This window comes from Brevibacillus sp. BD137 (assembly GCF_041644655.1).
Classification (GTDB): domain Bacteria; phylum Bacillota; class Bacilli; order Brevibacillales; family Brevibacillaceae; genus Brevibacillus; species Brevibacillus brevis_D.
This window is the reverse complement of record NZ_JAOTNO010000006.1, coordinates 70,667-89,505: the sequence shown is the minus strand read 5'-3', so window position 1 is coordinate 89,505 and position 18,839 is coordinate 70,667. Positions and strand designations below refer to the sequence as shown.

Sequence of the window (18,839 nt, the reverse complement as noted above, 5' to 3'; positions counted from 1 at the left end):
GAGGTGACACCATGTTTGTCGATCAGGTAAAAGTATATGTAAAAGGCGGGGACGGTGGTAACGGAGCCGTCTCCTTTCGCCGGGAGAAGTACGTACCGCTGGGTGGTCCAGCGGGTGGAGATGGCGGTCAAGGTGGAGATGTCGTATTTGTCGTGGATGAAGGTCTGCGTACACTTGTAGATTTCCGTTATCAACGACATTTCAAAGCACCACGCGGAGAGCATGGCCGCAACAAATCTCAGCACGGAGCAGGCGCGGAAGACATGGTCGTGCGCGTGCCACCGGGAACAACTGTCATTGATGATGATACCAAAGAAGTGATTGCCGATCTTGTGGAGCAAGGTCAACGTGCTGTGATCGCAAAAGGCGGACGTGGTGGACGAGGCAATAATCGTTTTGCCAACTCTTCGAATCCAGCCCCACACATCTCGGAGAACGGAGAGCCAGGTCAAGAGCGTTATATTGTCATGGAGCTCAAGCTGATTGCAGATGTGGGCTTGGTTGGTTATCCGAGTGTAGGGAAATCCACGTTGCTGTCCAGTGTAACAGCGGCGAAGCCAAAAATTGCTGCGTACCACTTTACGACGCTGACACCGAATCTGGGTGTTGTGGACTTGGGGGAGCGGAGCTTTGTAATGGCTGACTTGCCAGGATTGATTGAAGGCGCGCATGAAGGTGTGGGTCTTGGTCACCAATTCCTGCGTCACGTAGAGCGTACACGCTTGATCGTCCATGTGATTGACATGGCAGCAGTAGATGGACGCGACCCATACGAGGACTATTTGCAGATCAACCGAGAGCTGACGCTGTATAACCTGAAGCTCGAAGATCGTCCGCAAATTGTAGTCGCGAACAAAATGGAACTGCCAGAAGCAGAGGAAAACCTGCGTATTTTTAAGGAAAAGGCTCCAGATGTCAAGGTGTACGAGATCTCCGCTGCAACCAGTAAAGGCGTACAAGAATTGATGTATGCGATCGGGGATACCTTGGCGACGATTCCGGACAAGCCTGCTGTCGAAGAAGTTGCGGAAGTGGAAGAGCGCGTAGTGTTCCGAGCAGAAAAAGAACCAGACGCATTCGAGATTACGCGTGATAACGAAGTATTTGTCGTCAGCGGTGAGAAGATCGAGAAGCTCGTACGCATGACGAATCTGAACAGCTATGATGCAGCCCAGCGTTTTGCGAGACAAATGCGCAGCATGGGTGTAGATGATGCTCTGCGCAAGCTGGGAGCAAAAGACGGGGATACCGTTCGGATCGGCAAATTAGAGTTTGACTTTGTGGAGTGACAAAAACCATGATTGATATCCCATCACTGAACCCATTTATGGGGGATAAACGACTCCAACGCGGTGCGTCGCTACCGCTAATCATCTCCAAGCAGGTGCAGACACCTGTCCAAGTTTTGGTTGAACATGCAAAGGGCAATTATCTCGTAGTTTCCTATGAGATGAAGCCTGAAACGAAAGCAGAGCTGCTCGGAACAACTGTACGCATTCGTTGGGAAACAGATGCGGCAGTGAACACCATTGATTTGGAAGTAGTTTCGGAGCAAACGATTTGGCCGATCAAGCTTTTAGGGATGATTCCGATTAGTGTAGGGGTAGAAATTACCCAAAAGCGCAAGCAGGATCCTATTTCCCCAGATCTCGGTATTTCTGTCCCTTACAAGGTGATGGGAGCTAGACCGATCGAAGAAAAAGGCGAGGCAGTGTTGCTGAAATTCTCTCCTACCCGTCTTGTTTTGGGAACGGACGGTTATGTGTCAAAGGGCGATTTTCTCCATTTGTCTTTCAAGATACCGAAGCAAGCGCAGGAGATCGTCATGATGGCGAAAATCGTGGAAAAAACGTTCCAAGACAAGCAAACAATCATTGAATTAATCTTTACGGATATCAATGAAAAGCACCATGAACTCATCAAAGATTACTATAAAAAGCTCTCAACTACCGCTTCTTCCTAAGGAAGCGGTTTTTTTCCTTTGATGTTCCCGTGAAGAAGGTATATAGTAGAGTACATAGAGTTCTCAATCGAGCCTGTTCACTTCATGATTTGTTGTGTGCGCTTTCCTGAATAAATATTTGTGAAATCATTCACTTTTTATTATAAGAATCCGTTGTTTGCTTTACTTTGTGAAAAATGTTACATGCAATTTTTTACCGGATTTTCAGGGAGAATAGCGGCCGTTACTCGTATGAACAGGCATCGAGAATGGAAGGCCTCTATTCCAAAGCAAAGGAGGACGTTTTTTATGTCTCAAACAACTACGCAACAAGCTCAAGCTGCTGCTGAAGTAGCAAGCACTGCTACTCTGGCACCAGCGCAGCAACAAGATGTACTCGATCAGTTGATGAAACCAGAAATTCAAGAGTCACTGAACATATTGGTGGCGAACCTGCCTAAATTGGCAGAACTGACAACTCTTTTGACCAAAACCTATGATTTGGTACAAACGGTTGCAAATGATCATGTATTGATCGACGACATCAAAGGCGGAATGGAAGAGTTCGTAAAACCGATCTCTGATAAAGCAAAAGGTATTGCGCAAGCAGCCATTGAAGCCAATGACCGTGTTCATGTAGAAGAGTCTACGATCGGTTTGTTCGGTATTCTCAAAATGCTCAAGGATCCGCAAGTACAAAAAACATTGCGTTTCGCACAAGCATTCCTGGAAGTAACTGCAGAACGTCAACAACAAAAACGATAGTTTTTTTATTATGGAATGGAAGACAAGGACGGAGGATTGGGCATGGCGAAGCATATTCTGATTCTAGGCGGCGGTTATGGCGGTTTGCTCAGCGCATTGACTGCACGTAAATACATGACGGCTGAAGAAGCGTCGATCACGGTAGTAAACCGTTTTCCTACTCACCAAATCATTACGGAACTGCACCGCTTGGCAGTAGGAAACCTGTCTGAACAAAACGTGGCGCTCCCTCTGGAAAGATTGCTGCGTGGCAAGGAGATTAACCTTGTAGTAGACACGGTAGAAAACATTGGTCTCGAGTCCCAACGCGTAACATTGGCGAGCGGCGAGTCCATCAAATACGATGCTTTGGTCATTGCGCTGGGAAGTGAAACCGCATTCTTTGGAATCCCAGGTCTGCAAGAGCACAGCTTTACACTGAAGTCTGTAGAAGAAGCAAATCGTCTGCGTGCACACCTCGAAGAGCGCGTGATTGAATACAAGACGAGCAAAAATAAAGCAGATGCTACCTTCGTTGTAGGTGGTGGCGGTCTGACAGGTATCGAGCTGGTTGGGGAATTCGCTGATATGTTACCAAATCTGTGCCATAAGCACGGCGTAGACTTTGCAGACGTTTCCATCTACTGCGTAGAAGCAGGTCCATCCATTTTGGCTGGTTTTGCTCCTGACCTGGTTGAGCGTGCGAAAACAAGCTTGGAAAAACGCGGCGTTCAGTTCCTGACAGGCGTACCTGTAACGGAAATGAAAGAAACCACAGTTTGTCTGAAGGATGGCGGTACCATTGAAACCAAAACAATGGTATGGACAGGTGGCGTACAAGGAAATCGCGTAGTAGCTGAGTGCGGCGTGGAAGTAAACCGCGGACGTGCAACTGTTACAGAATTCCTGCAATCCACTTCTCACCCTGATGTATTCCTTGCAGGTGACAGTGCGGTCGTAATGGGGCCAGAAGGTCGTCCATTCCCTCCAACTGCTCAACTGGCATGGCAAATGGGCGAGGTAGTAGGTTACAACCTCTTCGCACACTTCAACGGCACCAAAATGGATACCTTCAAGCCGGTATTCTCCGGAACATTGGGTAGCTTGGGCCGTAAAGACGCAATCGGTACAATTGGTGCAAGCCAATTGAAGCTGAAAGGTCTGCCTGCAACCTTGATGAAAGAAGCGAGTAACGTTCGCTACTTGACTCATATCAACGGTCTGTCGTCTTTGGCATACTAATCGAATCAGGAAAACCCGGGATCATGATGTCCCGGGTTTTTTTGTGCTTGTTTATCCGTTTCCGCTCGGATCTTCAATCACGTTTGGGGATTGTGCCATCTTTTTGCCCCGCATGTCATTGCCAAACTGTTCGAGACTGCTTGGCTTACCCGCTGGGTGATTGTTACGGCGCTCCGATTTATCTGACTTTCCACGTCCGGCCATTTGCCTTTCACCTCCTCCATACGATACGCATTATTGTGCGCGAAGAAGCTCCCCCTCATGTAATCAAAGTAAACCAAATAGGATCGGATGAAAAAAAGTGACGGATAAGGATTGTCACATTCCATGCTTTCCGTTATAATGTCCTCTATGAAGAAACAACTGTTTTTCTCAGGAGGACACAACGCATGAAGAAGGAAGAAAAATTCTACTTGATTCGATCTGACATCCTGCCAGAATCGATTGCCAAAACGATTGAAGCCAAGAAGATGCTGGAATCCGGCGAAGTGGATACCGTGAATGAAGCGGTTGAACGGGTGGGATTGAGTCGTAGTGCTTTTTATAAGTACAAAGATGGCATTTTTCCGTTCAATGCGATGATGAGCGAAAAAATTATGACGTTTACTTTCTCTTTGGATCACATGTCAGGTTACTTGTCCAAAGTGCTCACATATGTAGCAGATCAAGGTGGAAACGTATTGACCATCAATCAGACGATTCCACTTCAAGGGATTGCTACCATATCCATGTCAGTCGATATGGCTAATCTTCGCGTATCTAGCACGGAGTTTTTGGATGGCTTGCAGCTGATCCCAGGCGTTCGCAAAGCGATGATCGTCGGTAGGGGCTAAGAAAAAACAATCAAAGAAAAGGCAGGGGAGAGAGACATGGAGAAGCAGAGCATTAAATTGGGATTAATGGGGTTTGGAACAGTCGGGACTGGTGTCGTACGCATTATTGAAGCGCATCAGGAGGATTTGCAAAAGCAAACCGGTCTCAGCATTGAGATTTCCCGTATTCTTGTTCAGGATGCAGAAAAATCTCGCAATATTTCATCCATGGCGGGCACACTGACCACTGACCCTGCAAGTCTTTTGGATGACCCGGAAATTGAGGTCATTGTGGAAGTAATTGGTGGCATTCACCCTGCAAAGGAATACATTTTGGGTGCCCTCGAACGAGGCAAGCACGTTGTAACAGCCAACAAAGATCTGATGGCGTTGCACGGAGCCGAAATTTTAGAGAAAGCGCAAGAAAAAGGCTGTGACGTTTTCTACGAGGCAAGCGTGGCAGGTGGGATACCGATATTACGTGCATTGGTAGAAGGGTTCTCCTCAGACCGTATTGCGAAAATGATGGGGATCGTCAACGGGACGACCAATTACATCATGACCAAAATGAGTCAAGAGGGCGCAGAATACAGCGAGGTATTGAAAGAAGCGCAAGCACTGGGCTATGCGGAGCAGGACCCAACCTCCGATGTGGAAGGCTTTGATGCCGCTCGCAAAATGGCGATTCTGGCAACGCTGGGCTTCCGTGTACCGATGAAGCTCGAAGATGTGGACGTAAAAGGGATCAGTTCTGTGAGCAAGGAAGATATCGCCTATGGCAAGCAGCTGGGTTATGAAATCAAGCTGCTCGGGCTGGCTCGTCGTGACGAAGAGGCGATTGAGGTAAGTGTGCAGCCGACTCTGATTCCGAAATCTCATCCACTCGCTTCCGTTAATGGTGTCTTTAATGCCGTGTACGTACATGGGGAAGCGGTAGGAGAAACCATGTTTTACGGGCCGGGCGCAGGTGAATTACCGACTGCTACCGCCGTCGTGTCTGACCTGGTCACTGTCGTAAAAAACAGAAAGCTAGGAGTGAATGGGCGCGGAATGGTTGCTCCATACAAAGAAAAAGTATTGAAAGAAGACAGTGAAAAATTCTCGAAATACTTCCTGCGTATCGTCGTTGCAGATAAACGCGGTGTTCTTGCTCAAATTACGCAGCTGTTGGCTGACAAAAATATTTCCCTTGAGCAGGTGATCCAGCAACCGTTCAACAACGGACGTGAAGCAGAGATTATCATGATTACACACATGTCCTCAAAAAGTGACATGGATGCAGTACTGGCTTACATGGAACAGATGGATATCGTATCAACTGTGCAGAGCTGCTACCGTGTAGAAGGGGGAGACAAATAATGGCTTTTAATAGACAGTCTGGCATCCTAGAACGTTACCGGGAATTTCTCCCGATTACAGAAAAAACTCCGCTGGTCAGCTTGCATGAAGGAAACACTCCGCTGATCCATGCCCCGAACCTATCCAAACAATTGGGGGTGGAGCTGTACGTCAAGTACGAGGGGCTCAATCCGACCGGATCTTTCAAAGATAGAGGCATGGTCATGGCTGTAGCCAAAGCGGTTGAAGAGGGAAGCAACACAATCATGTGCGCTTCGACGGGGAATACATCAGCAGCAGCAGCGGCGTATGCGGCACGTTCAGGATTGCGTTGCATCGTCCTGATCCCGAGCGGCAATATCGCACTGGGCAAGCTGGCACAGGCCATCGCCTATGGTGCAGAAGTCATCGCGATTGACGGTAATTTTGATGAAGCACTGGATATTGTTCGGGAAATCACAGCGAAAGAGCCAATTACACTGGTGAATTCCGTGAACCCTTACCGGATCGAAGGACAAAAGACTGCGGCATTTGAAGTGTGCGATGCGTTGACAGACGCTCCTGACATTTTGGCTATTCCAGTTGGTAACGCAGGTAACATTACGGCATACTGGAAGGGCTTCGAGGAATATTTCGCAGCCAAAAAATCGACTCGCTTGCCTAAGATGTACGGATTCCAGGCAGCCGGAGCAGCTCCGTTGGTTCACGGCGAACCCGTATCCAACCCTGAAACGATTGCGACAGCGATTCGAATTGGCAACCCAGCGAGCAAGGATGGCGCTTTGAATGCCATTTCCAAATCAAACGGTCTTGTCGATAGTGTAACAGACGAAGAAATTTTACATGCTTATCATTTGCTGGCGAAGAGTGAAGGCGTGTTTTGTGAGCCTGCCTCGGCAGCATCACTGGCGGGGATTATCAAGCTGCATGAGGCTGGAAGGCTCCAACCTGGCAGCCAGATCGTGTGCGTACTGACTGGAAACGGACTAAAAGATCCCAATATCGCTTTGAAGCTGGTAGGTGAAGAGCCGCGTTCTGTTCCGGCGACACATGAAGCTGTAATGGAGCTGGTTCGTCAAAGTGGGAGAGAATTTGTATCATGAATGGACGACGTGTAAAAGTAACCATACCGGCAACGACAGCGAATCTGGGACCGGGATTCGATGCGCTGGGAATGGCTTTCCAGTTGTATTCTGTCGTAGAAATGGAAATCAGTGATCATACAACAGTGGAGATGATGGGAAAGGAGCTACAAGGAACACCGACGGATAAAAACAATCTTCTATACAAGGTTGCAGCTGGATTGTTTCAAGAAGCAGGTCTCGCCATTCCTGAGCTCGCGATCCGTGCCTCCAGTGAGGCTCCCCTGACGAGAGGATTGGGAAGCAGTGCCGCTGCGATTGTAGGTGCACTCGTAGCGGCTAATCATCTCGCTGGCGAACCATTTACGCGTGAGCAGTTGTTTGAAAAGGCAACACGCCTGGAAGGGCATCCGGATAATGCGGGTGCGTCGATGTTTGGAGGTATCATTGTTGCGACGATGCCTGAAGTACCAGGAGACCCCGTTCCTTATGTGCGGTTTTCTGCTCCCGCTGGATTGCAGACCCTCGTTGTGATCCCGGAATTCATGCTATCGACAGAAAAAGCGCGGAACGTCTTGCCGCAGGTGTACAGCAGAGAGGATGTTGTATATAATGTGGGTCATAGTAGTTTGCTAGTTGCTGCACTAGCACAAGGCAGACTCGACCTGATGGGACGGGCAATGTCGGATCGGCTGCATCAGCCGTATCGCGCAAAGCTTGTACCTGGCTTGAACGAAATCCTGGACAAAGCGACTGAACACGGGGCACTGGGAGCTGCTTTAAGCGGCGCTGGACCGACGATCCTCTGTTTCTTCTCCTCGGATGAAGAATTAGAGAAGCTGCGTGCATTTGTGGACAGAGTGATGAAAGGACACGACATCTCGTACCGCGTGATGATCTTGCAACCGGACGAAAATGGCGTACAGGTAGAAATCCATCAGAGATAGACCATAGTGGATAGGAGTAGCCATGGAGAAGAAACTTGCTTTTCTAGGACCGCGTGGAACGTTTACCGAAGAAGCAGCACGGATACTGTCGCTCGGACAAAATCTATCTTTCGTTCCGTACCCAGGTATTATTGAAGTACTAGACGGTGTTTCCAAAGAGGAAGTGGCATACGGTGTCGTACCGATGGAAAACTCCATTGAAGGAACGGTCAATTCTACACTGGATTGGCTCATTCACGAAGTAGAGCTGCCTATTTTGGCAGAGCTCGCCTTGCCGATTACGCAAAATTTGCTTGTGGCAAAACGAGAGCACCCAATTCCTTTGTCCGCGATTACGAGAGTGCTGTCACATCCTCAAGCGATTGCACAAAGCCACAACTTTTTGCGTGAGAATTTGCCGGAAGCAGCGATCGAAACAGTAAACAGTACGGCATTGGCTGCAAAAATGGTAAGTGAGCATCCAGAAGAGCCATGGGCTGCCGTTGGTACTCGATTAAATGTAGAGATCTATCCATTGGAGTTTGCGCGTGAACAAATTCAAGATTATTCGAATAACTATACGCGCTTTGTTCTCGTCGGTCGGGAAAGTCTTGATCTACCGGTTTCCCGCAAGGAAAAGACGACGATACTGGTCACGCTACCAGAAGATTTCCCGGGAGCATTGTATCAAGTACTTGCTGCTTTTGCTTGGAGAAAGGTCAACTTGTCTCGCATCGAATCACGTCCGACGAAGAAAGCACTCGGAAGCTATTTTTTTGTCATCGACATTGAGCAGAAGATGGACGATGTCTTGCTGCCAGGAGCGTTTGCGGAGATTGAAGCCATTGGTTGTCAAGTTCGTCAGCTCGGGACGTATCCATTTTATATGCATCAGACCAATTCCTAGAGGATTGGTTTTTTCTTTTTCTACTCCCTCCCAACAAAGGAATGACGTCAAGGAGCAAAACGCCCATGACTGCATACGATGTTAGGGAGTTTGGTGCAAGGGAGGAGAAAAACATTGAGAATACACATCGTCCAAAAAGGCGATACGATGTGGAAGATCGCCAAAAGATACGGCGTCGATTACAAAGAACTGTTACGCCTTAATAGTCAATTAAAAACTCCCGATACAATTTATCCTGGAGCGAGAATCAAGATTCCGGCGAAACAAGTTCCTGTCCGACCACCACAAAGAACGACGCCCCCGCATCCAATGAGTGAGGCGGCCCCTTATGTGAAAGAAAGACCGATTACGGAAGAGGAAGAGATGGAGGTTCCGCAACAAATTGAAAGGCGGCCCATTGAGCCGGAAGAATCAGGAGAAGTGGAAATCGAATCCAGAGAGGAGATCAGACCTACTCTACCACCGGCTCCCATTCCTACGAGGCCACCCAAGGAGATGCCTAGACCTCCCAAAGAAATGCCAAGACCACCAGTCCCTTCTGTTTCACCAGAGATAGTCAGGCCAACGGAATCACCAACACTACCACCAACATTACCACCAACATTACCACCTCCACCACCAACGGAGCCGATCGAAAAACCAATCGAGAAGCCAAGTGAAAAACCGATCGAAAAACCGATTGAAAAGCCAACACCGTATAAACCACCGAACATTTCAGGTAATCCAAATGTGCTGCCTCCTGTTCCACCTGTTCCTATGCGTCCACTCATACCGACTCCACCTCCAACCGGAGTGAGTCCGTATATTTATCCACCAGCGATTCCACCGAATCAAAATGTGCCCTACATTCCATATAGACCACCGACTCAGGTCTTGCCCTTACAGCCTATACGACCGCCAGCAAATGTATGCCCACCTTGCACGCAGCCACAGGTAAGCCCCTTGCAACCGATGCAGCCAAACTATCCACCACGGGTAAGTCCGTTGCAACCGATGCAGCCAAACTATCCACCGCCACGGGTAAGCCCATTGCAACCGATGCAGCCAAACTATCCACCGCCACGGGTAAGCCCATTGCAACCGATGCAGCCAAACTATCCACCGCCACGGGTAAGCCCATTGCAACCGATGCAGCCAAACTTCCCACCGCGGGTAAGCCCGTTGCAACCGATGCAGCCAAACTTCCCACCGCGGGTAAGTCCATTACAACCGATGCAGCCTACCTACCCACCACGAGTAAGTCCGTTGCGGCCGCAGAAGCCGACTTCAAAGGTGAGCCCACAACAGCAGCTCAAGCCACCTTCAAAAGTGAGCCCGCAACAGAAGCAGAAACCAACAACGAGGGTAAGTCCGGAGCAAGAGCGCAGGCTGATGCCACAGGTGCGCCCATTCCCGCCATTCCGACCGCCGTTCATGCCACCATTCCCACCACCATGCCCGCCATTTCCTCCCTGCCCACCGTTCGTGAACCCGTGGAATGGCCCATTTTATCCAAGTCGCCGCCCGATTGTGAGTCCAGAACAAATTCGACCCATTCATCCATTTCCAATGGTCCCACCACCGATCAGACCGATGCCGTTTCCTTATCCATGCCCACCACCATTTCCACCCATGCCATTAAAGCGGCCACGAGCGAAGAAGCCTGTGTGCCCGGAACCAGTGGAGTCATCATCATGTGAGTGTTCTTCTGAAGTCATGGAGTACAGAGGCCGAAAAGGCAAGTACAATCGTTCTCCACAGGGGATTCACAATAACATGATGTTCCCGCCTTCCCCGTGTATGGCTTCCATGCCTGAACAAGGGGTTTGGCCGAACTGGGGAGATGGGCATGAAGAATCCTCTTCTTACTGAGAGGGTATGGGATGAACAAAGGAATCTTATCCACCATTGAAAAGGCTTTTCGCTGTCAAATCTACGGGGTAAAGCCGAAGCGAAACGTCAACCTGTTAAAAACAGACCGGGGCCATTGGATACTCAAAGGATATAAGCAGGTCGAAAAAGCTGTGTGGGTGACAGAGTTAGCAGATGCCCTATACCAAAAGGGCTTTCATCATACGGTGCAGTATGTGGCGAGTCAGGAAGGGGCAAAATTTTTTACATTTGAAGACCGCCATTACACCATCATGAAAATGATTGATGGGCATGAAGCAGATAACGGTTCTCTTTTCGATGTGAAAAAAACAGCAGAGACATTGGCGCGTTTTCATGTTGCAGCTCAGGGTTTTCCTATTGCTCATTCCTATGCGTATGAAGGAAAACCGGCTCTTTTAGATAAATGGGAGAGCCGCTTGGAATACTTTGAGCGATTGATGTGGTCGCTTGAACAGAAGGGACCACAGACAAAACTGGAGCAACTCATTTCCCAACAGGCAGATCATGTCCTTCGGGATGGCAAGGAGCTGCTGCAATCTGCCTACAAGCTGCCTTTGACGCCAGAAATGTTTTTAGCCATGGAGAGGGGGACACTCGCTCACAGAGACGTGGCGAGTCATAACTTTTTGCTTACGGAGCGAGGCAATTGCTATTTGATCGACCTTGATACCGTAGGGCATGATCTTCAGCTTGTTGACCTTGTACAATTGATGTCGCGGATGCTATTGATGCAGGAGTACCGCATGGATTCCTTTGTAGAAGCGATGGAAGCCTATAGTAACGTCAACTATTTGTCTGATACGCAGATTTGGGCTGTTCATCAATTGCTTCGCTATCCGGATAATTTCTTGCGGGAGGTAACGGGCTTGTATAGTCAGCGCCCAGGCTACCACATGAAGGGCGTCATGCAGCTGATCCAAATGGAAGGCAAAGTGATGGCAAATCGCCAACGCTTTTTAAACGACGGAGAACGAATCTTCCAGCGCTCTCCGTGGGGGCATTACCATTTTGTTGGATAGTCGGATAAAATAAAACATCCCTCTTTCAAGAGGGATGTTTGTGTTTGTTGACAAGCTTACTTGGAAGCAGGCTTGGACAGATCAATAGAGAATTTCGCAAACCCAGATTCCAATACGTTGATGAACTTGATATGGGACATTTTTTCAGCGAATGGTTTCGCGTCAGGAGAAGAAGTGAAGGTAACGTTCAGCTTCGCATCTACTGGAGCAAAAGACCAGTTATTGTCTGCTGCTGGATCGATATTTTTTTGGTTCAGGATGTAGTCGATTACGATTTGACGGTTTTCATCTGGAGAATCGATTACGATGTTTTTGCCATCCAGACCTGGGAACGCACCGCCGCCGCTTGCACGGTAGTTGTTGGTTACGACGATGAACTTGTCTTCAGGTTTTACTGGTTTGCCGTTATAAGACAGGTTTTTGATGCGGTTTGCATCTTTGTTTGCTACTTTTCCATCTACAGCGTATTTGGATGGCTGCGTAACATCGATTTGATAAGTAACACCGTCGATTACATCATAGTTGTACGTTGGGAAAGACTCGTTGATGAGTGGTTGCTCATCTGTTTTCTTCGCATCGATTTGGTTGAACTGACCAGCGGAGCGCTCCAACCATTCTTTCACCGTAGCACCATCGACCAGAACCGCTTTCAATGTGTTCGGGTAGATGTATAGGTCAGATACGTTTTTGATGGCGATTGTACCAGCTGGGATATTGGAGTAGTAGCTCACTCCGTTACGGCCGCCCGCTTTAAATGGTGCACCAGCAGACAGAACTGGAATGCCGTCGTATTCTGTACCCTTCACGTTTTTTTCAACGAACCATTTTTGTGCATTGGTTACGATTTGGATAGATGGGTCATCTTGCACGAGTGCAAAGTAGCTGAAGATCGGGGAAGATGTTTTCCCTACAGCGGAGCGAACCCAGTCAACTGTTTTATCGTGATCTTCTTTTACTGCTTCTACGATAGCTTTGTCTGCATCAGCCAAGGATGCTTTGTTTGCTTTGTCATAAATCGGAACAACTTTCGTAGCGGACTCAGCTACTTTCCATTTTCCGTTTTCTTGTTTCAGCGTCAGGTCGATCACGCCGAGGTGGTTACCCCAGAAGCCAGGCATAACAGCTGGTTTACCGTTGAGCGTTCCTTTTTCTGCATCAATGCCTGGAATTTTATCGAATCCAGGACCAGGGAATACGGAGTGGGAGTGTCCGAACAAGATCGCGTCGATACCATCTACTTTGCTCAGCTGGTAGCTAGCGTTCTCCAATTGAGGACCACCCTCGATAGGGCCAATTCCGGAGTGAGGAACTGCGATAATGATGTCCGCACCTTTTTTCTTCATTTCAGGTACGAATTTGTTGGCAGTTTCCACGATGTCCTTCGCGATTACTTTTCCTTCCAGGTTAGCCTTGTCCCACTGCATAATTTGTGGAGGAACAAAACCGATTACGCCTACTTTGAGTTTTACATCTTTGCCGTTCTCATCTTTAAAAGTACGCTCCAGGATTTCGTAAGGAGTGAACATGTTTTTGTCATTGTTAGGGTTTTTGTCCTTGTCGTCTACATAGACATTGGCATTAATATAAGGGAATTTCGCACCTTTCAAGCTGGTGCCCAAGAAGTCCAAACCAAAGTTGAACTCGTGGTTACCGATATTGGCAACATCATAGTCCATCAGGTTCATTGCTTTGTAAGCAGGGTGAGTATCTCCAGCTTTCAACGGGTCAATTTTTGCCACGTAGTCGCCCAACGGGTTTCCTTGCAACAAGTCACCGTTGTCGATTAGGATGCTGTTTTTCGCTTCTTCTCTTGCTTTTTTGACCAATGTCGCTGTTTTTGCGAGGCCAAACTCGTCTGTGTTTTTGTCTTGATAGTAGTCATAGTTCACGATGTTGGTGTGGATATCTGTCGTTTCCAAAAGGCGGAGCTTGAGGACAGAACCTGTTTGCGCGCTTACAGGAGTAAGAGGAAAAGAGAGTGCGCCAACAACCAAAGAAGTGCTGAGGAGAAAAGCAGTCAGCATTTTTTTGTTCGTTTTTTTCATGTTTGAAATGACCTCCATAAGTTTACAATAATGCCAAGCAAAAATAGTTTATCATTAGATTTGAAGGCTGGATAGATAGCTAGATGAAATAGTATATTAATTTTTTGTATTGACAAAAGTAAAAAAATATAACGTCAATCCCACTTTAGTCGCGTATGCCCCTGTTTCTTTGTGGTAATGATAGGAAGAAAAGCCTATAAAAGAAGGGGTTCTATTTGACTGAGAAGAAAAAGTGGATGGTTTACGCGACGTGGGGTGTAGCTTTCGTTACAGGCGTTGTAGCTGGTATCGTATTTTTGGGTAAAGATGGAAACGATTCGGGTCTTACGCGCTTACTGAACCATACTGGTAAAGCAGATGTAGTCGCAGGTAATTCGTACGAACTGGTTTTAGCTCGCCATTATTTGTGTGGGGTGCGAGATGAAGAACATGTATCGGTTCGTCCGAATCAACTGGCAGACGCCATGGGCAACTATAATGGATGGGAAATTGTACAAGCCGAGCCCGTCAAGATGCTCTTAATGAAACGCGAGCAGGATATAGCGCCTACGTGCAAGGAGAATGGACATATCGGAATAGCTGCGGACGGCATGCTTGCCCTGTTTCATGGTCTGCCTGTTGAACAAGATGTCGTGCAAACCTTTTATCGAATCGATACGGCAAAAATGGAAGCGAGTCTGCCAAAAGAGGAATGGGAGAATCTGAAACGGGGGATTCGCATTCGGAATTTGGCAGAGTATAACAGTGTATTGTCTACCTATGGCGAATACCAATGGAGCGGACAATGAATACGGGTAAACCGAAAAGAAATCCCTTTCGAGCCTTTCGTGTAACAAGCACGTATGGACTGGAAAGGGATTTTTGTTTCCATGGCTACGGATTTAGTTCAACCGCAATGATTCTCCAGCGTTCCCCCGGGACTTCACGGCGCAAAAGAAACTTCCATGTTCGTCGAAAATTCCCGCCTTCCTCTGCGATGTACGCGAGCCGAACAGGAACCTCTATCAAGAGGGGACCACGTTCGTCTGAAGGGATGACAATTTCTGACGTTCGAACAGATTCGATCGCGGAAAGTTCTTCTGGAAGTGTGAAACCGTCTGTTGTCATTCGCATCGAATGGGTGTCGTGCTCATGCAGAGCGGTGAGGAAATAGCCGACCAATTCTTCAGGAGACGCCCCTTTTAGTGTAGTCGCAAGTGCTCCAGAGGCTTTGAGAATCATCATGCTGTGACTGGGATCGGGCTCTGAGCGCCGATGGGTGGAGCTACCAAAAAAGTGGATGCAAAAATGCCCCGGGAATTCATTTCCCTTAATCGCACCAGCACCATGAGGCATTCCGTGCATGGATGCAGCAAAATAAGTACCGTCTACCTCAACCAGAATGGCTCTGCGCTTCCACGACCATTTTCCCTGATAAATGTTCTTCATGATCTGTGTATCCTTGCGTGTCAACGGTTGAACATCGGCATGACGACTACCTGCTCTGCGTTGGACATCAAAACGTTGTCCTGTCTCTAAATCAATTACCGTACCGAACTCCATCCGTTTTAACGTTTTTTTCACCTGTTCCCAAGGAATGGCTTGTGCAAAATGGACTGCCTCTACGGACTTGACCATTTCTTCGATCTGCTGGCGAACATCATTTGCCAACACATAGCGACGTGGCATTTCTTTTTCATAAAGCTGACCATCGTGATCATATACATACATTCGTTTTTTTACGGTCAATGTAGCGCGTACCCAATGTGGGTTATAGGAGGCAACTTCGATAGCAGAGCCCAATATCCGCTTCGTAAATTGTTTTTGATCAGGGAAGGACATGGTCGTTTGGAAGGAGGAATCGGGTGACACCGATACGGTGACCTTGATGTCATTCTTGATCTTGGCAAGCGCATAGTATGGCATGGACAGTGCGATTGCGAGAAAATAGATACAAAAAATAAGGACTTTGCTGCGCAATAACCAACACCTCCACAGCTTATCGTTTCAATAAGACGTCTGACATATGTGGCGTAAATCTTGGTATCATAACACCATTGCGCTTACGCCATACTGATTTCATACGGTGATCGAAGGAGGAGTCTTTAGACCATGTCTACCATGCCTAGAGGTAGCTACAAAGACCAGTTCCATCAGCGTTTGTACGTTCAGTTGAACCAGGGGCACAACAAGCTCAATTACCAACAGATCAATAAGATCAAAGAGCACATGCAAAGTGGCGTAGACGACTATGCCCACATGCAGCATGATGTGTCGGATTCATTCGGAATGAACAAACACTAACAGACGCCGTATAACCCGTTCCTTTTATAGGGAGCGGGTTTTTTTATTTCTGTTCAAAAGTCGACTTTTTGAACTTGGATATGAAATGGAAATACACGTTCGCTTTTTGGGTGCTTTGTGTTACAGTAGAGAGTAGAATCTTTGCTCACGGAGAGTGGACTATGCGCATTTTAGGAATTGACCCTGGCATTGCGATTGTTGGCTTCGGGGTTGTGGATAAAGAGGGCAGCCAATTGCGTCCCGTCCAATATGGAAGCATTCAAACAGAAGCTGGATTGCCAGTACCGCTTAGATTGAAACAGATTTTTGAGGCAATGCAGAGCCTTCTGGAAACCTATCGTCCCGATGAAATGTCCGTCGAAAAGCTTTTCTTTAATAAAAACGTGACGACGGCCTTTACTGTTGGTCAAGCGCGAGGGGTTATTATCCTTGCAGCAGAGCTGGCTGGTGTGCCGGTCTATGAATATACCCCGATGCAGGTCAAGCAAGCTGTGACTGGATACGGGGGAGCAGAGAAGAAGCAAATACAGGAAATGACGAAGCTCCTATTGCGGTTAAAAGAAGTACCAAAGCCTGACGACGTGGCGGACGCATTGGGCATTGCGATTACGCACGCACAGTTTCGAGCGTTCATTTCCATTTCGGAAGGGGTCAAGAAATGATTGATTTTGTAGAAGGTACACTTAGTTATCTCGATTCGGAATACATAGTTATCGAAACGGGTGGAATTGGTTATCGACTGTTTTGCCCAAACCCGTACCAATTCGTTCGGTATGAAGGCAACAAAACCAAATTGTTTACCCACCACCACGTGCGGGAAGATGCCATCCTGCTGTACGGCTTCGCTACCCGTGACGAACGCGATTTGTTCCGAAAGCTGCTTGATGTTAGCGGAATTGGTCCAAAGGGCGGATTGGCTATTCTGGCCGCTGCAACGCCTGAGCAGCTAGTGATGGCGGTTCAACAGGAGAATGTTACCTATTTGACGAAATTTCCGGGGATTGGGAAAAAGACAGCCCAGCGCATTATCCTCGATTTGAAGGATAAATTGGTAGGGTACACACCATCTGCGATTTTGACTGTTGCAGCGGGTGATTTGACAGCAGGCGAGCAAGCTGTGTCTGCACTGAACGAAGCACTCGATGCGTTGACTGCACTGGGTTACTCTGATGGTGAACTGCAAAAAATCAGAAACACGCTGTCTGAGAAATCAAAAGAGGGCGATGGTGTAGAAAAGCTCATCAAACAAGGGCTTGCGTTGCTCATGAGGGGGTAGGATTTTGGATTCTCGGATCATTACGACGCACATGAATTTGGAAGAAGATGCGGCGGAGCTGAGCCTCCGTCCTCGCTATTTAAACGAATACATCGGTCAGCAGCATGTGAAGGAAAACCTGAAAATTTTTATTGAAGCGGCCAAAATGCGGAAAGAGTCGTTGGACCACGTACTGCTGTACGGTCCTCCTGGTCTGGGGAAGACGACTCTATCGCAAATTATTGCAAATGAGCTGGGTGTGAATATCCGCACGACTTCTGGTCCAGCAATTGAGCGTCCCGGTGATTTGGCAGCGATTTTGACGAATTTGCAAGAAGGCGATGTCCTGTTTATTGACGAGATTCACAGGCTCAACCGAAGCGTCGAGGAAGTTCTGTATCCGGCGATGGAGGATTTTGCACTGGACATCATTATCGGTAAAGGGCCAAGCGCTCGCAGTGTTCGTTTGGATTTGCCGCCATTTACACTGGTCGGGGCTACGACGCGGGCTGGAATGCTCTCCGCGCCGCTTCGAGATCGCTTTGGGGTTGTCAATCGTCTGGAGTTTTATACAGTCCCGGAACTGACCTTTATCGTTTCACGGGCAGCCGACATCCTACAGGTCGTCATTCGAGAAGGCGGGGCAGAGGAGATTGCCAGACGTTCACGGGGAACACCCCGGGTGGCAAACCGTTTGCTAAAGCGGGTTCGCGATTTTGCCCAAGTAAAAGGCGAAGGCGTCATTACGACAGAGATTGCCAAAGAAGCGCTGGAAAGATTGCAAGTAGATACCTGCGGTCTCGATCATATCGACCACAAACTGTTGCTAGCGATTATTGATCGTTTTGACGGTGGGCCGGTTGGGCTTGATACGATCGCAGCAACAATCGGAGAAGAGTCACAGACGGTGGAAGATGTTTGCGAGCCATACCTCATGCAGATTGGCTTTATGCAGCGGACGCCCCGGGGGCGTGTACTCACCCCAAGTGCGTACCAACACTTTGGTCGGGAGATGAAATCGTGAATCCTGTAGCCAAGCTACTTATTATTGGTGGTGCTGCTTTAATCATAATCGGTCTGTTGTGGCAGGTAGGAGGCAGATTTTTGCCGCTGGGGCGTTTGCCGGGAGATATCGTGGTAGAAAAGGAAAACGTCAAATTCTACTTTCCGATTGTGACTTGTATTGTGATTAGCATCGTCCTGTCTCTTGGCATGTATCTATTTCGGTTGTTTAAATAAGCAAGTGTGCAGGCCATCGGAGCTCATCGTTCCGGTGGTTTTTTTGTGTGTGCGGGCGTTTGGTCCCATTTTACGAAAAAGGCAGGAGATCAGCCGACGATTGTCGAAAAAACAAGTGGGAAGACATGCCAAT

The 18,839-nt window shown here is 48.0% G+C and carries 22 protein-coding genes and 1 pseudogene; 17 read left to right on the top strand and 6 right to left on the bottom strand.

Features of this window, described 5'->3' with window-relative positions:
• Positions 1-11: 11 nt before the first annotated feature.
• The 4 genes from obgE to ODZ53_RS15275 all read left to right on the top strand — a co-directional run bounded on the left by obgE (position 12) and on the right by ODZ53_RS15275 (position 3,928).
• Entirely contained in the window at positions 12-1,289 is a 1,278-nt protein-coding gene (gene obgE, locus ODZ53_RS15290) for a GTPase ObgE (protein ID WP_012685566.1), read from the top strand.
• Positions 1,290-1,297: 8 nt separating this feature from the next.
• Positions 1,298-1,963 carry a PilZ domain-containing protein gene (locus tag ODZ53_RS15285; protein WP_173604938.1) on the top strand — a complete coding sequence of 222 codons (666 nt, stop codon included), beginning with the start codon at positions 1,298-1,300 and terminating at the stop codon, positions 1,961-1,963.
• 288 nt (positions 1,964-2,251) lie between these two features.
• Positions 2,252-2,707, top strand: a complete 456-nt coding sequence (locus ODZ53_RS15280; protein WP_012685568.1) for a helical membrane plugin domain-containing protein — start codon at positions 2,252-2,254, stop codon at positions 2,705-2,707.
• Positions 2,708-2,749: 42 nt separating this feature from the next.
• Complete coding sequence (locus ODZ53_RS15275; protein ID WP_064200763.1) at positions 2,750-3,928, top strand: NAD(P)/FAD-dependent oxidoreductase; 1,179 nt, start codon at positions 2,750-2,752, stop codon at positions 3,926-3,928.
• A 51-nt stretch (positions 3,929-3,979) separates the two neighbouring features.
• Here the strand turns inward: ODZ53_RS15275 and ODZ53_RS15270 are convergent, their stop codons facing one another.
• On the bottom strand, positions 3,980-4,132 hold the full coding sequence (locus tag ODZ53_RS15270) for a hypothetical protein (RefSeq protein WP_007728640.1): 153 nt from the start codon (positions 4,130-4,132) through the stop codon (positions 3,980-3,982).
• 185 nt (positions 4,133-4,317) lie between these two features.
• Here ODZ53_RS15270 and ODZ53_RS15265 point away from each other — a divergent pair, with 185 nt between their 5' ends.
• The 6 genes and pseudogenes from ODZ53_RS15265 to ODZ53_RS15240 form a co-directional block, all read left to right on the top strand.
• Positions 4,318-4,761 carry an ACT domain-containing protein gene (locus tag ODZ53_RS15265; RefSeq protein WP_012685570.1) on the top strand — a complete coding sequence of 148 codons (444 nt, stop codon included), beginning with the start codon at positions 4,318-4,320 and terminating at the stop codon, positions 4,759-4,761.
• Between the two features lie 36 nt (positions 4,762-4,797).
• Entirely contained in the window at positions 4,798-6,099 is a 1,302-nt protein-coding gene (locus ODZ53_RS15260; RefSeq protein ID WP_372678065.1) for a homoserine dehydrogenase, read from the top strand.
• On the top strand, positions 6,099-7,181 hold the full coding sequence (gene thrC / locus ODZ53_RS15255) for a threonine synthase (RefSeq protein WP_372678063.1): 1,083 nt from the start codon (positions 6,099-6,101) through the stop codon (positions 7,179-7,181). The genes ODZ53_RS15260 and thrC overlap by 1 nt, the downstream gene beginning before the upstream one ends.
• Positions 7,178-8,107, top strand: a complete 930-nt coding sequence (thrB, locus tag ODZ53_RS15250) for a homoserine kinase (RefSeq protein WP_064200766.1) — start codon at positions 7,178-7,180, stop codon at positions 8,105-8,107. The genes thrC and thrB overlap by 4 nt, the downstream gene beginning before the upstream one ends.
• A gap of 22 nt (positions 8,108-8,129) precedes the next feature.
• Positions 8,130-8,993: a prephenate dehydratase gene (gene pheA, locus ODZ53_RS15245; protein WP_199929012.1), complete on the top strand. Its 864-nt coding sequence runs from the start codon at positions 8,130-8,132 to the stop codon at positions 8,991-8,993.
• 78 nt (positions 8,994-9,071) lie between these two features.
• Positions 9,072-9,194, top strand: a pseudogene (locus ODZ53_RS15240) (LysM peptidoglycan-binding domain-containing protein); the annotation flags it as partial.
• A gap of 125 nt (positions 9,195-9,319) precedes the next feature.
• Here the strand turns inward: ODZ53_RS15240 and ODZ53_RS15235 are convergent.
• The 3 genes from ODZ53_RS15235 to ODZ53_RS15225 all read right to left on the bottom strand — a co-directional run bounded on the left by ODZ53_RS15235 (position 9,320) and on the right by ODZ53_RS15225 (position 10,542).
• On the bottom strand, positions 9,320-9,763 hold the full coding sequence (locus tag ODZ53_RS15235) for a hypothetical protein (protein ID WP_238351926.1): 444 nt from the start codon (positions 9,761-9,763) through the stop codon (positions 9,320-9,322).
• Positions 9,764-9,879: 116 nt separating this feature from the next.
• Positions 9,880-10,197: a hypothetical protein gene (locus ODZ53_RS15230; RefSeq protein WP_372678060.1), complete on the bottom strand. Its 318-nt coding sequence runs from the start codon at positions 10,195-10,197 to the stop codon at positions 9,880-9,882.
• 207 nt (positions 10,198-10,404) lie between these two features.
• Positions 10,405-10,542, bottom strand: a complete 138-nt coding sequence (locus ODZ53_RS15225) for a hypothetical protein (protein ID WP_372678058.1) — start codon at positions 10,540-10,542, stop codon at positions 10,405-10,407.
• Between the two features lie 313 nt (positions 10,543-10,855).
• Between ODZ53_RS15225 and ODZ53_RS15220 the strand changes: the two genes are divergently transcribed.
• Positions 10,856-11,884 carry a phosphotransferase gene (locus ODZ53_RS15220; RefSeq protein ID WP_372678056.1) on the top strand — a complete coding sequence of 343 codons (1,029 nt, stop codon included), beginning with the start codon at positions 10,856-10,858 and terminating at the stop codon, positions 11,882-11,884.
• 56 nt (positions 11,885-11,940) lie between these two features.
• On the opposite strand, the gene ODZ53_RS15215 is transcribed toward ODZ53_RS15220, so the two are convergent.
• Entirely contained in the window at positions 11,941-13,929 is a 1,989-nt protein-coding gene (locus tag ODZ53_RS15215; RefSeq protein ID WP_012685577.1) for a bifunctional 2',3'-cyclic-nucleotide 2'-phosphodiesterase/3'-nucleotidase, read from the bottom strand.
• A 215-nt stretch (positions 13,930-14,144) separates the two neighbouring features.
• Between ODZ53_RS15215 and ODZ53_RS15210 the strand changes: the two genes are divergently transcribed.
• Positions 14,145-14,717, top strand: a complete 573-nt coding sequence (locus ODZ53_RS15210; protein ID WP_372678054.1) for a BofC C-terminal domain-containing protein — start codon at positions 14,145-14,147, stop codon at positions 14,715-14,717.
• 85 nt (positions 14,718-14,802) lie between these two features.
• On the opposite strand, the gene ODZ53_RS15205 is transcribed toward ODZ53_RS15210, so the two are convergent.
• On the bottom strand, positions 14,803-15,888 hold the full coding sequence (locus ODZ53_RS15205) for a hypothetical protein (protein WP_372678052.1): 1,086 nt from the start codon (positions 15,886-15,888) through the stop codon (positions 14,803-14,805).
• A 132-nt stretch (positions 15,889-16,020) separates the two neighbouring features.
• Here ODZ53_RS15205 and ODZ53_RS15200 point away from each other — a divergent pair, with 132 nt between their 5' ends.
• The 5 genes from ODZ53_RS15200 to ODZ53_RS15180 all read left to right on the top strand — a co-directional run bounded on the left by ODZ53_RS15200 (position 16,021) and on the right by ODZ53_RS15180 (position 18,706).
• Positions 16,021-16,212 (top strand): hypothetical protein, encoded by a 192-nt coding sequence (locus ODZ53_RS15200; RefSeq protein WP_007724527.1) that lies wholly within the window; start codon positions 16,021-16,023, stop codon positions 16,210-16,212.
• Positions 16,213-16,373: 161 nt separating this feature from the next.
• On the top strand, positions 16,374-16,874 hold the full coding sequence (gene ruvC, locus ODZ53_RS15195; protein WP_012685580.1) for a crossover junction endodeoxyribonuclease RuvC: 501 nt from the start codon (positions 16,374-16,376) through the stop codon (positions 16,872-16,874).
• Entirely contained in the window at positions 16,871-17,488 is a 618-nt protein-coding gene (ruvA, locus tag ODZ53_RS15190; RefSeq protein WP_012685581.1) for a Holliday junction branch migration protein RuvA, read from the top strand. Before ruvC ends, ruvA begins: the two co-directional genes overlap by 4 nt.
• Before the next feature lie 4 nt (positions 17,489-17,492).
• Positions 17,493-18,491, top strand: a complete 999-nt coding sequence (ruvB, locus tag ODZ53_RS15185) for a Holliday junction branch migration DNA helicase RuvB (protein ID WP_199929008.1) — start codon at positions 17,493-17,495, stop codon at positions 18,489-18,491.
• Positions 18,488-18,706 carry a DUF2905 domain-containing protein gene (locus ODZ53_RS15180; protein ID WP_047072769.1) on the top strand — a complete coding sequence of 73 codons (219 nt, stop codon included), beginning with the start codon at positions 18,488-18,490 and terminating at the stop codon, positions 18,704-18,706. Before ruvB ends, ODZ53_RS15180 begins: the two co-directional genes overlap by 4 nt.
• Positions 18,707-18,839 lie beyond the last annotated feature (133 nt).

What these genes read in the sequence shown, in the direction of transcription:
- thrB (WP_064200766.1), top strand. Translation starts at nt 7,178, where the DNA reads ATGAATGGACGACGTGTAAAAGTAACCATACCGGCAACGACAGCGAAT.
- ODZ53_RS15265 (WP_012685570.1), top strand. Translation starts at nt 4,318, where the DNA reads ATGAAGAAGGAAGAAAAATTCTACTTGATTCGATCTGACATCCTGCCA.
- ODZ53_RS15280 (WP_012685568.1), top strand. Translation starts at nt 2,252, where the DNA reads ATGTCTCAAACAACTACGCAACAAGCTCAAGCTGCTGCTGAAGTAGCA.
- ODZ53_RS15235 (WP_238351926.1), bottom strand. Translation starts at nt 9,763, where the DNA reads ATGAGTGGACGCATAGGAACAGGTGGAACAGGAGGCAGCACATTTGGA.
- ruvC (WP_012685580.1), top strand. Translation starts at nt 16,374, where the DNA reads ATGCGCATTTTAGGAATTGACCCTGGCATTGCGATTGTTGGCTTCGGG.
- ODZ53_RS15270 (WP_007728640.1), bottom strand. Translation starts at nt 4,132, where the DNA reads ATGGCCGGACGTGGAAAGTCAGATAAATCGGAGCGCCGTAACAATCAC.
- ruvA (WP_012685581.1), top strand. Translation starts at nt 16,871, where the DNA reads ATGATTGATTTTGTAGAAGGTACACTTAGTTATCTCGATTCGGAATAC.
- ODZ53_RS15275 (WP_064200763.1), top strand. Translation starts at nt 2,750, where the DNA reads ATGGCGAAGCATATTCTGATTCTAGGCGGCGGTTATGGCGGTTTGCTC.
- ODZ53_RS15230 (WP_372678060.1), bottom strand. Translation starts at nt 10,197, where the DNA reads ATGGACTTACCCGCGGTGGGAAGTTTGGCTGCATCGGTTGCAACGGGC.
- ODZ53_RS15260 (WP_372678065.1), top strand. Translation starts at nt 4,798, where the DNA reads ATGGAGAAGCAGAGCATTAAATTGGGATTAATGGGGTTTGGAACAGTC.
- ODZ53_RS15220 (WP_372678056.1), top strand. Translation starts at nt 10,856, where the DNA reads ATGAACAAAGGAATCTTATCCACCATTGAAAAGGCTTTTCGCTGTCAA.
- obgE (WP_012685566.1), top strand. Translation starts at nt 12, where the DNA reads ATGTTTGTCGATCAGGTAAAAGTATATGTAAAAGGCGGGGACGGTGGT.
- ODZ53_RS15215 (WP_012685577.1), bottom strand. Translation starts at nt 13,929, where the DNA reads ATGAAAAAAACGAACAAAAAAATGCTGACTGCTTTTCTCCTCAGCACT.
- ODZ53_RS15285 (WP_173604938.1), top strand. Translation starts at nt 1,298, where the DNA reads ATGATTGATATCCCATCACTGAACCCATTTATGGGGGATAAACGACTC.
- pheA (WP_199929012.1), top strand. Translation starts at nt 8,130, where the DNA reads ATGGAGAAGAAACTTGCTTTTCTAGGACCGCGTGGAACGTTTACCGAA.
- thrC (WP_372678063.1), top strand. Translation starts at nt 6,099, where the DNA reads ATGGCTTTTAATAGACAGTCTGGCATCCTAGAACGTTACCGGGAATTT.
- ODZ53_RS15200 (WP_007724527.1), top strand. Translation starts at nt 16,021, where the DNA reads ATGTCTACCATGCCTAGAGGTAGCTACAAAGACCAGTTCCATCAGCGT.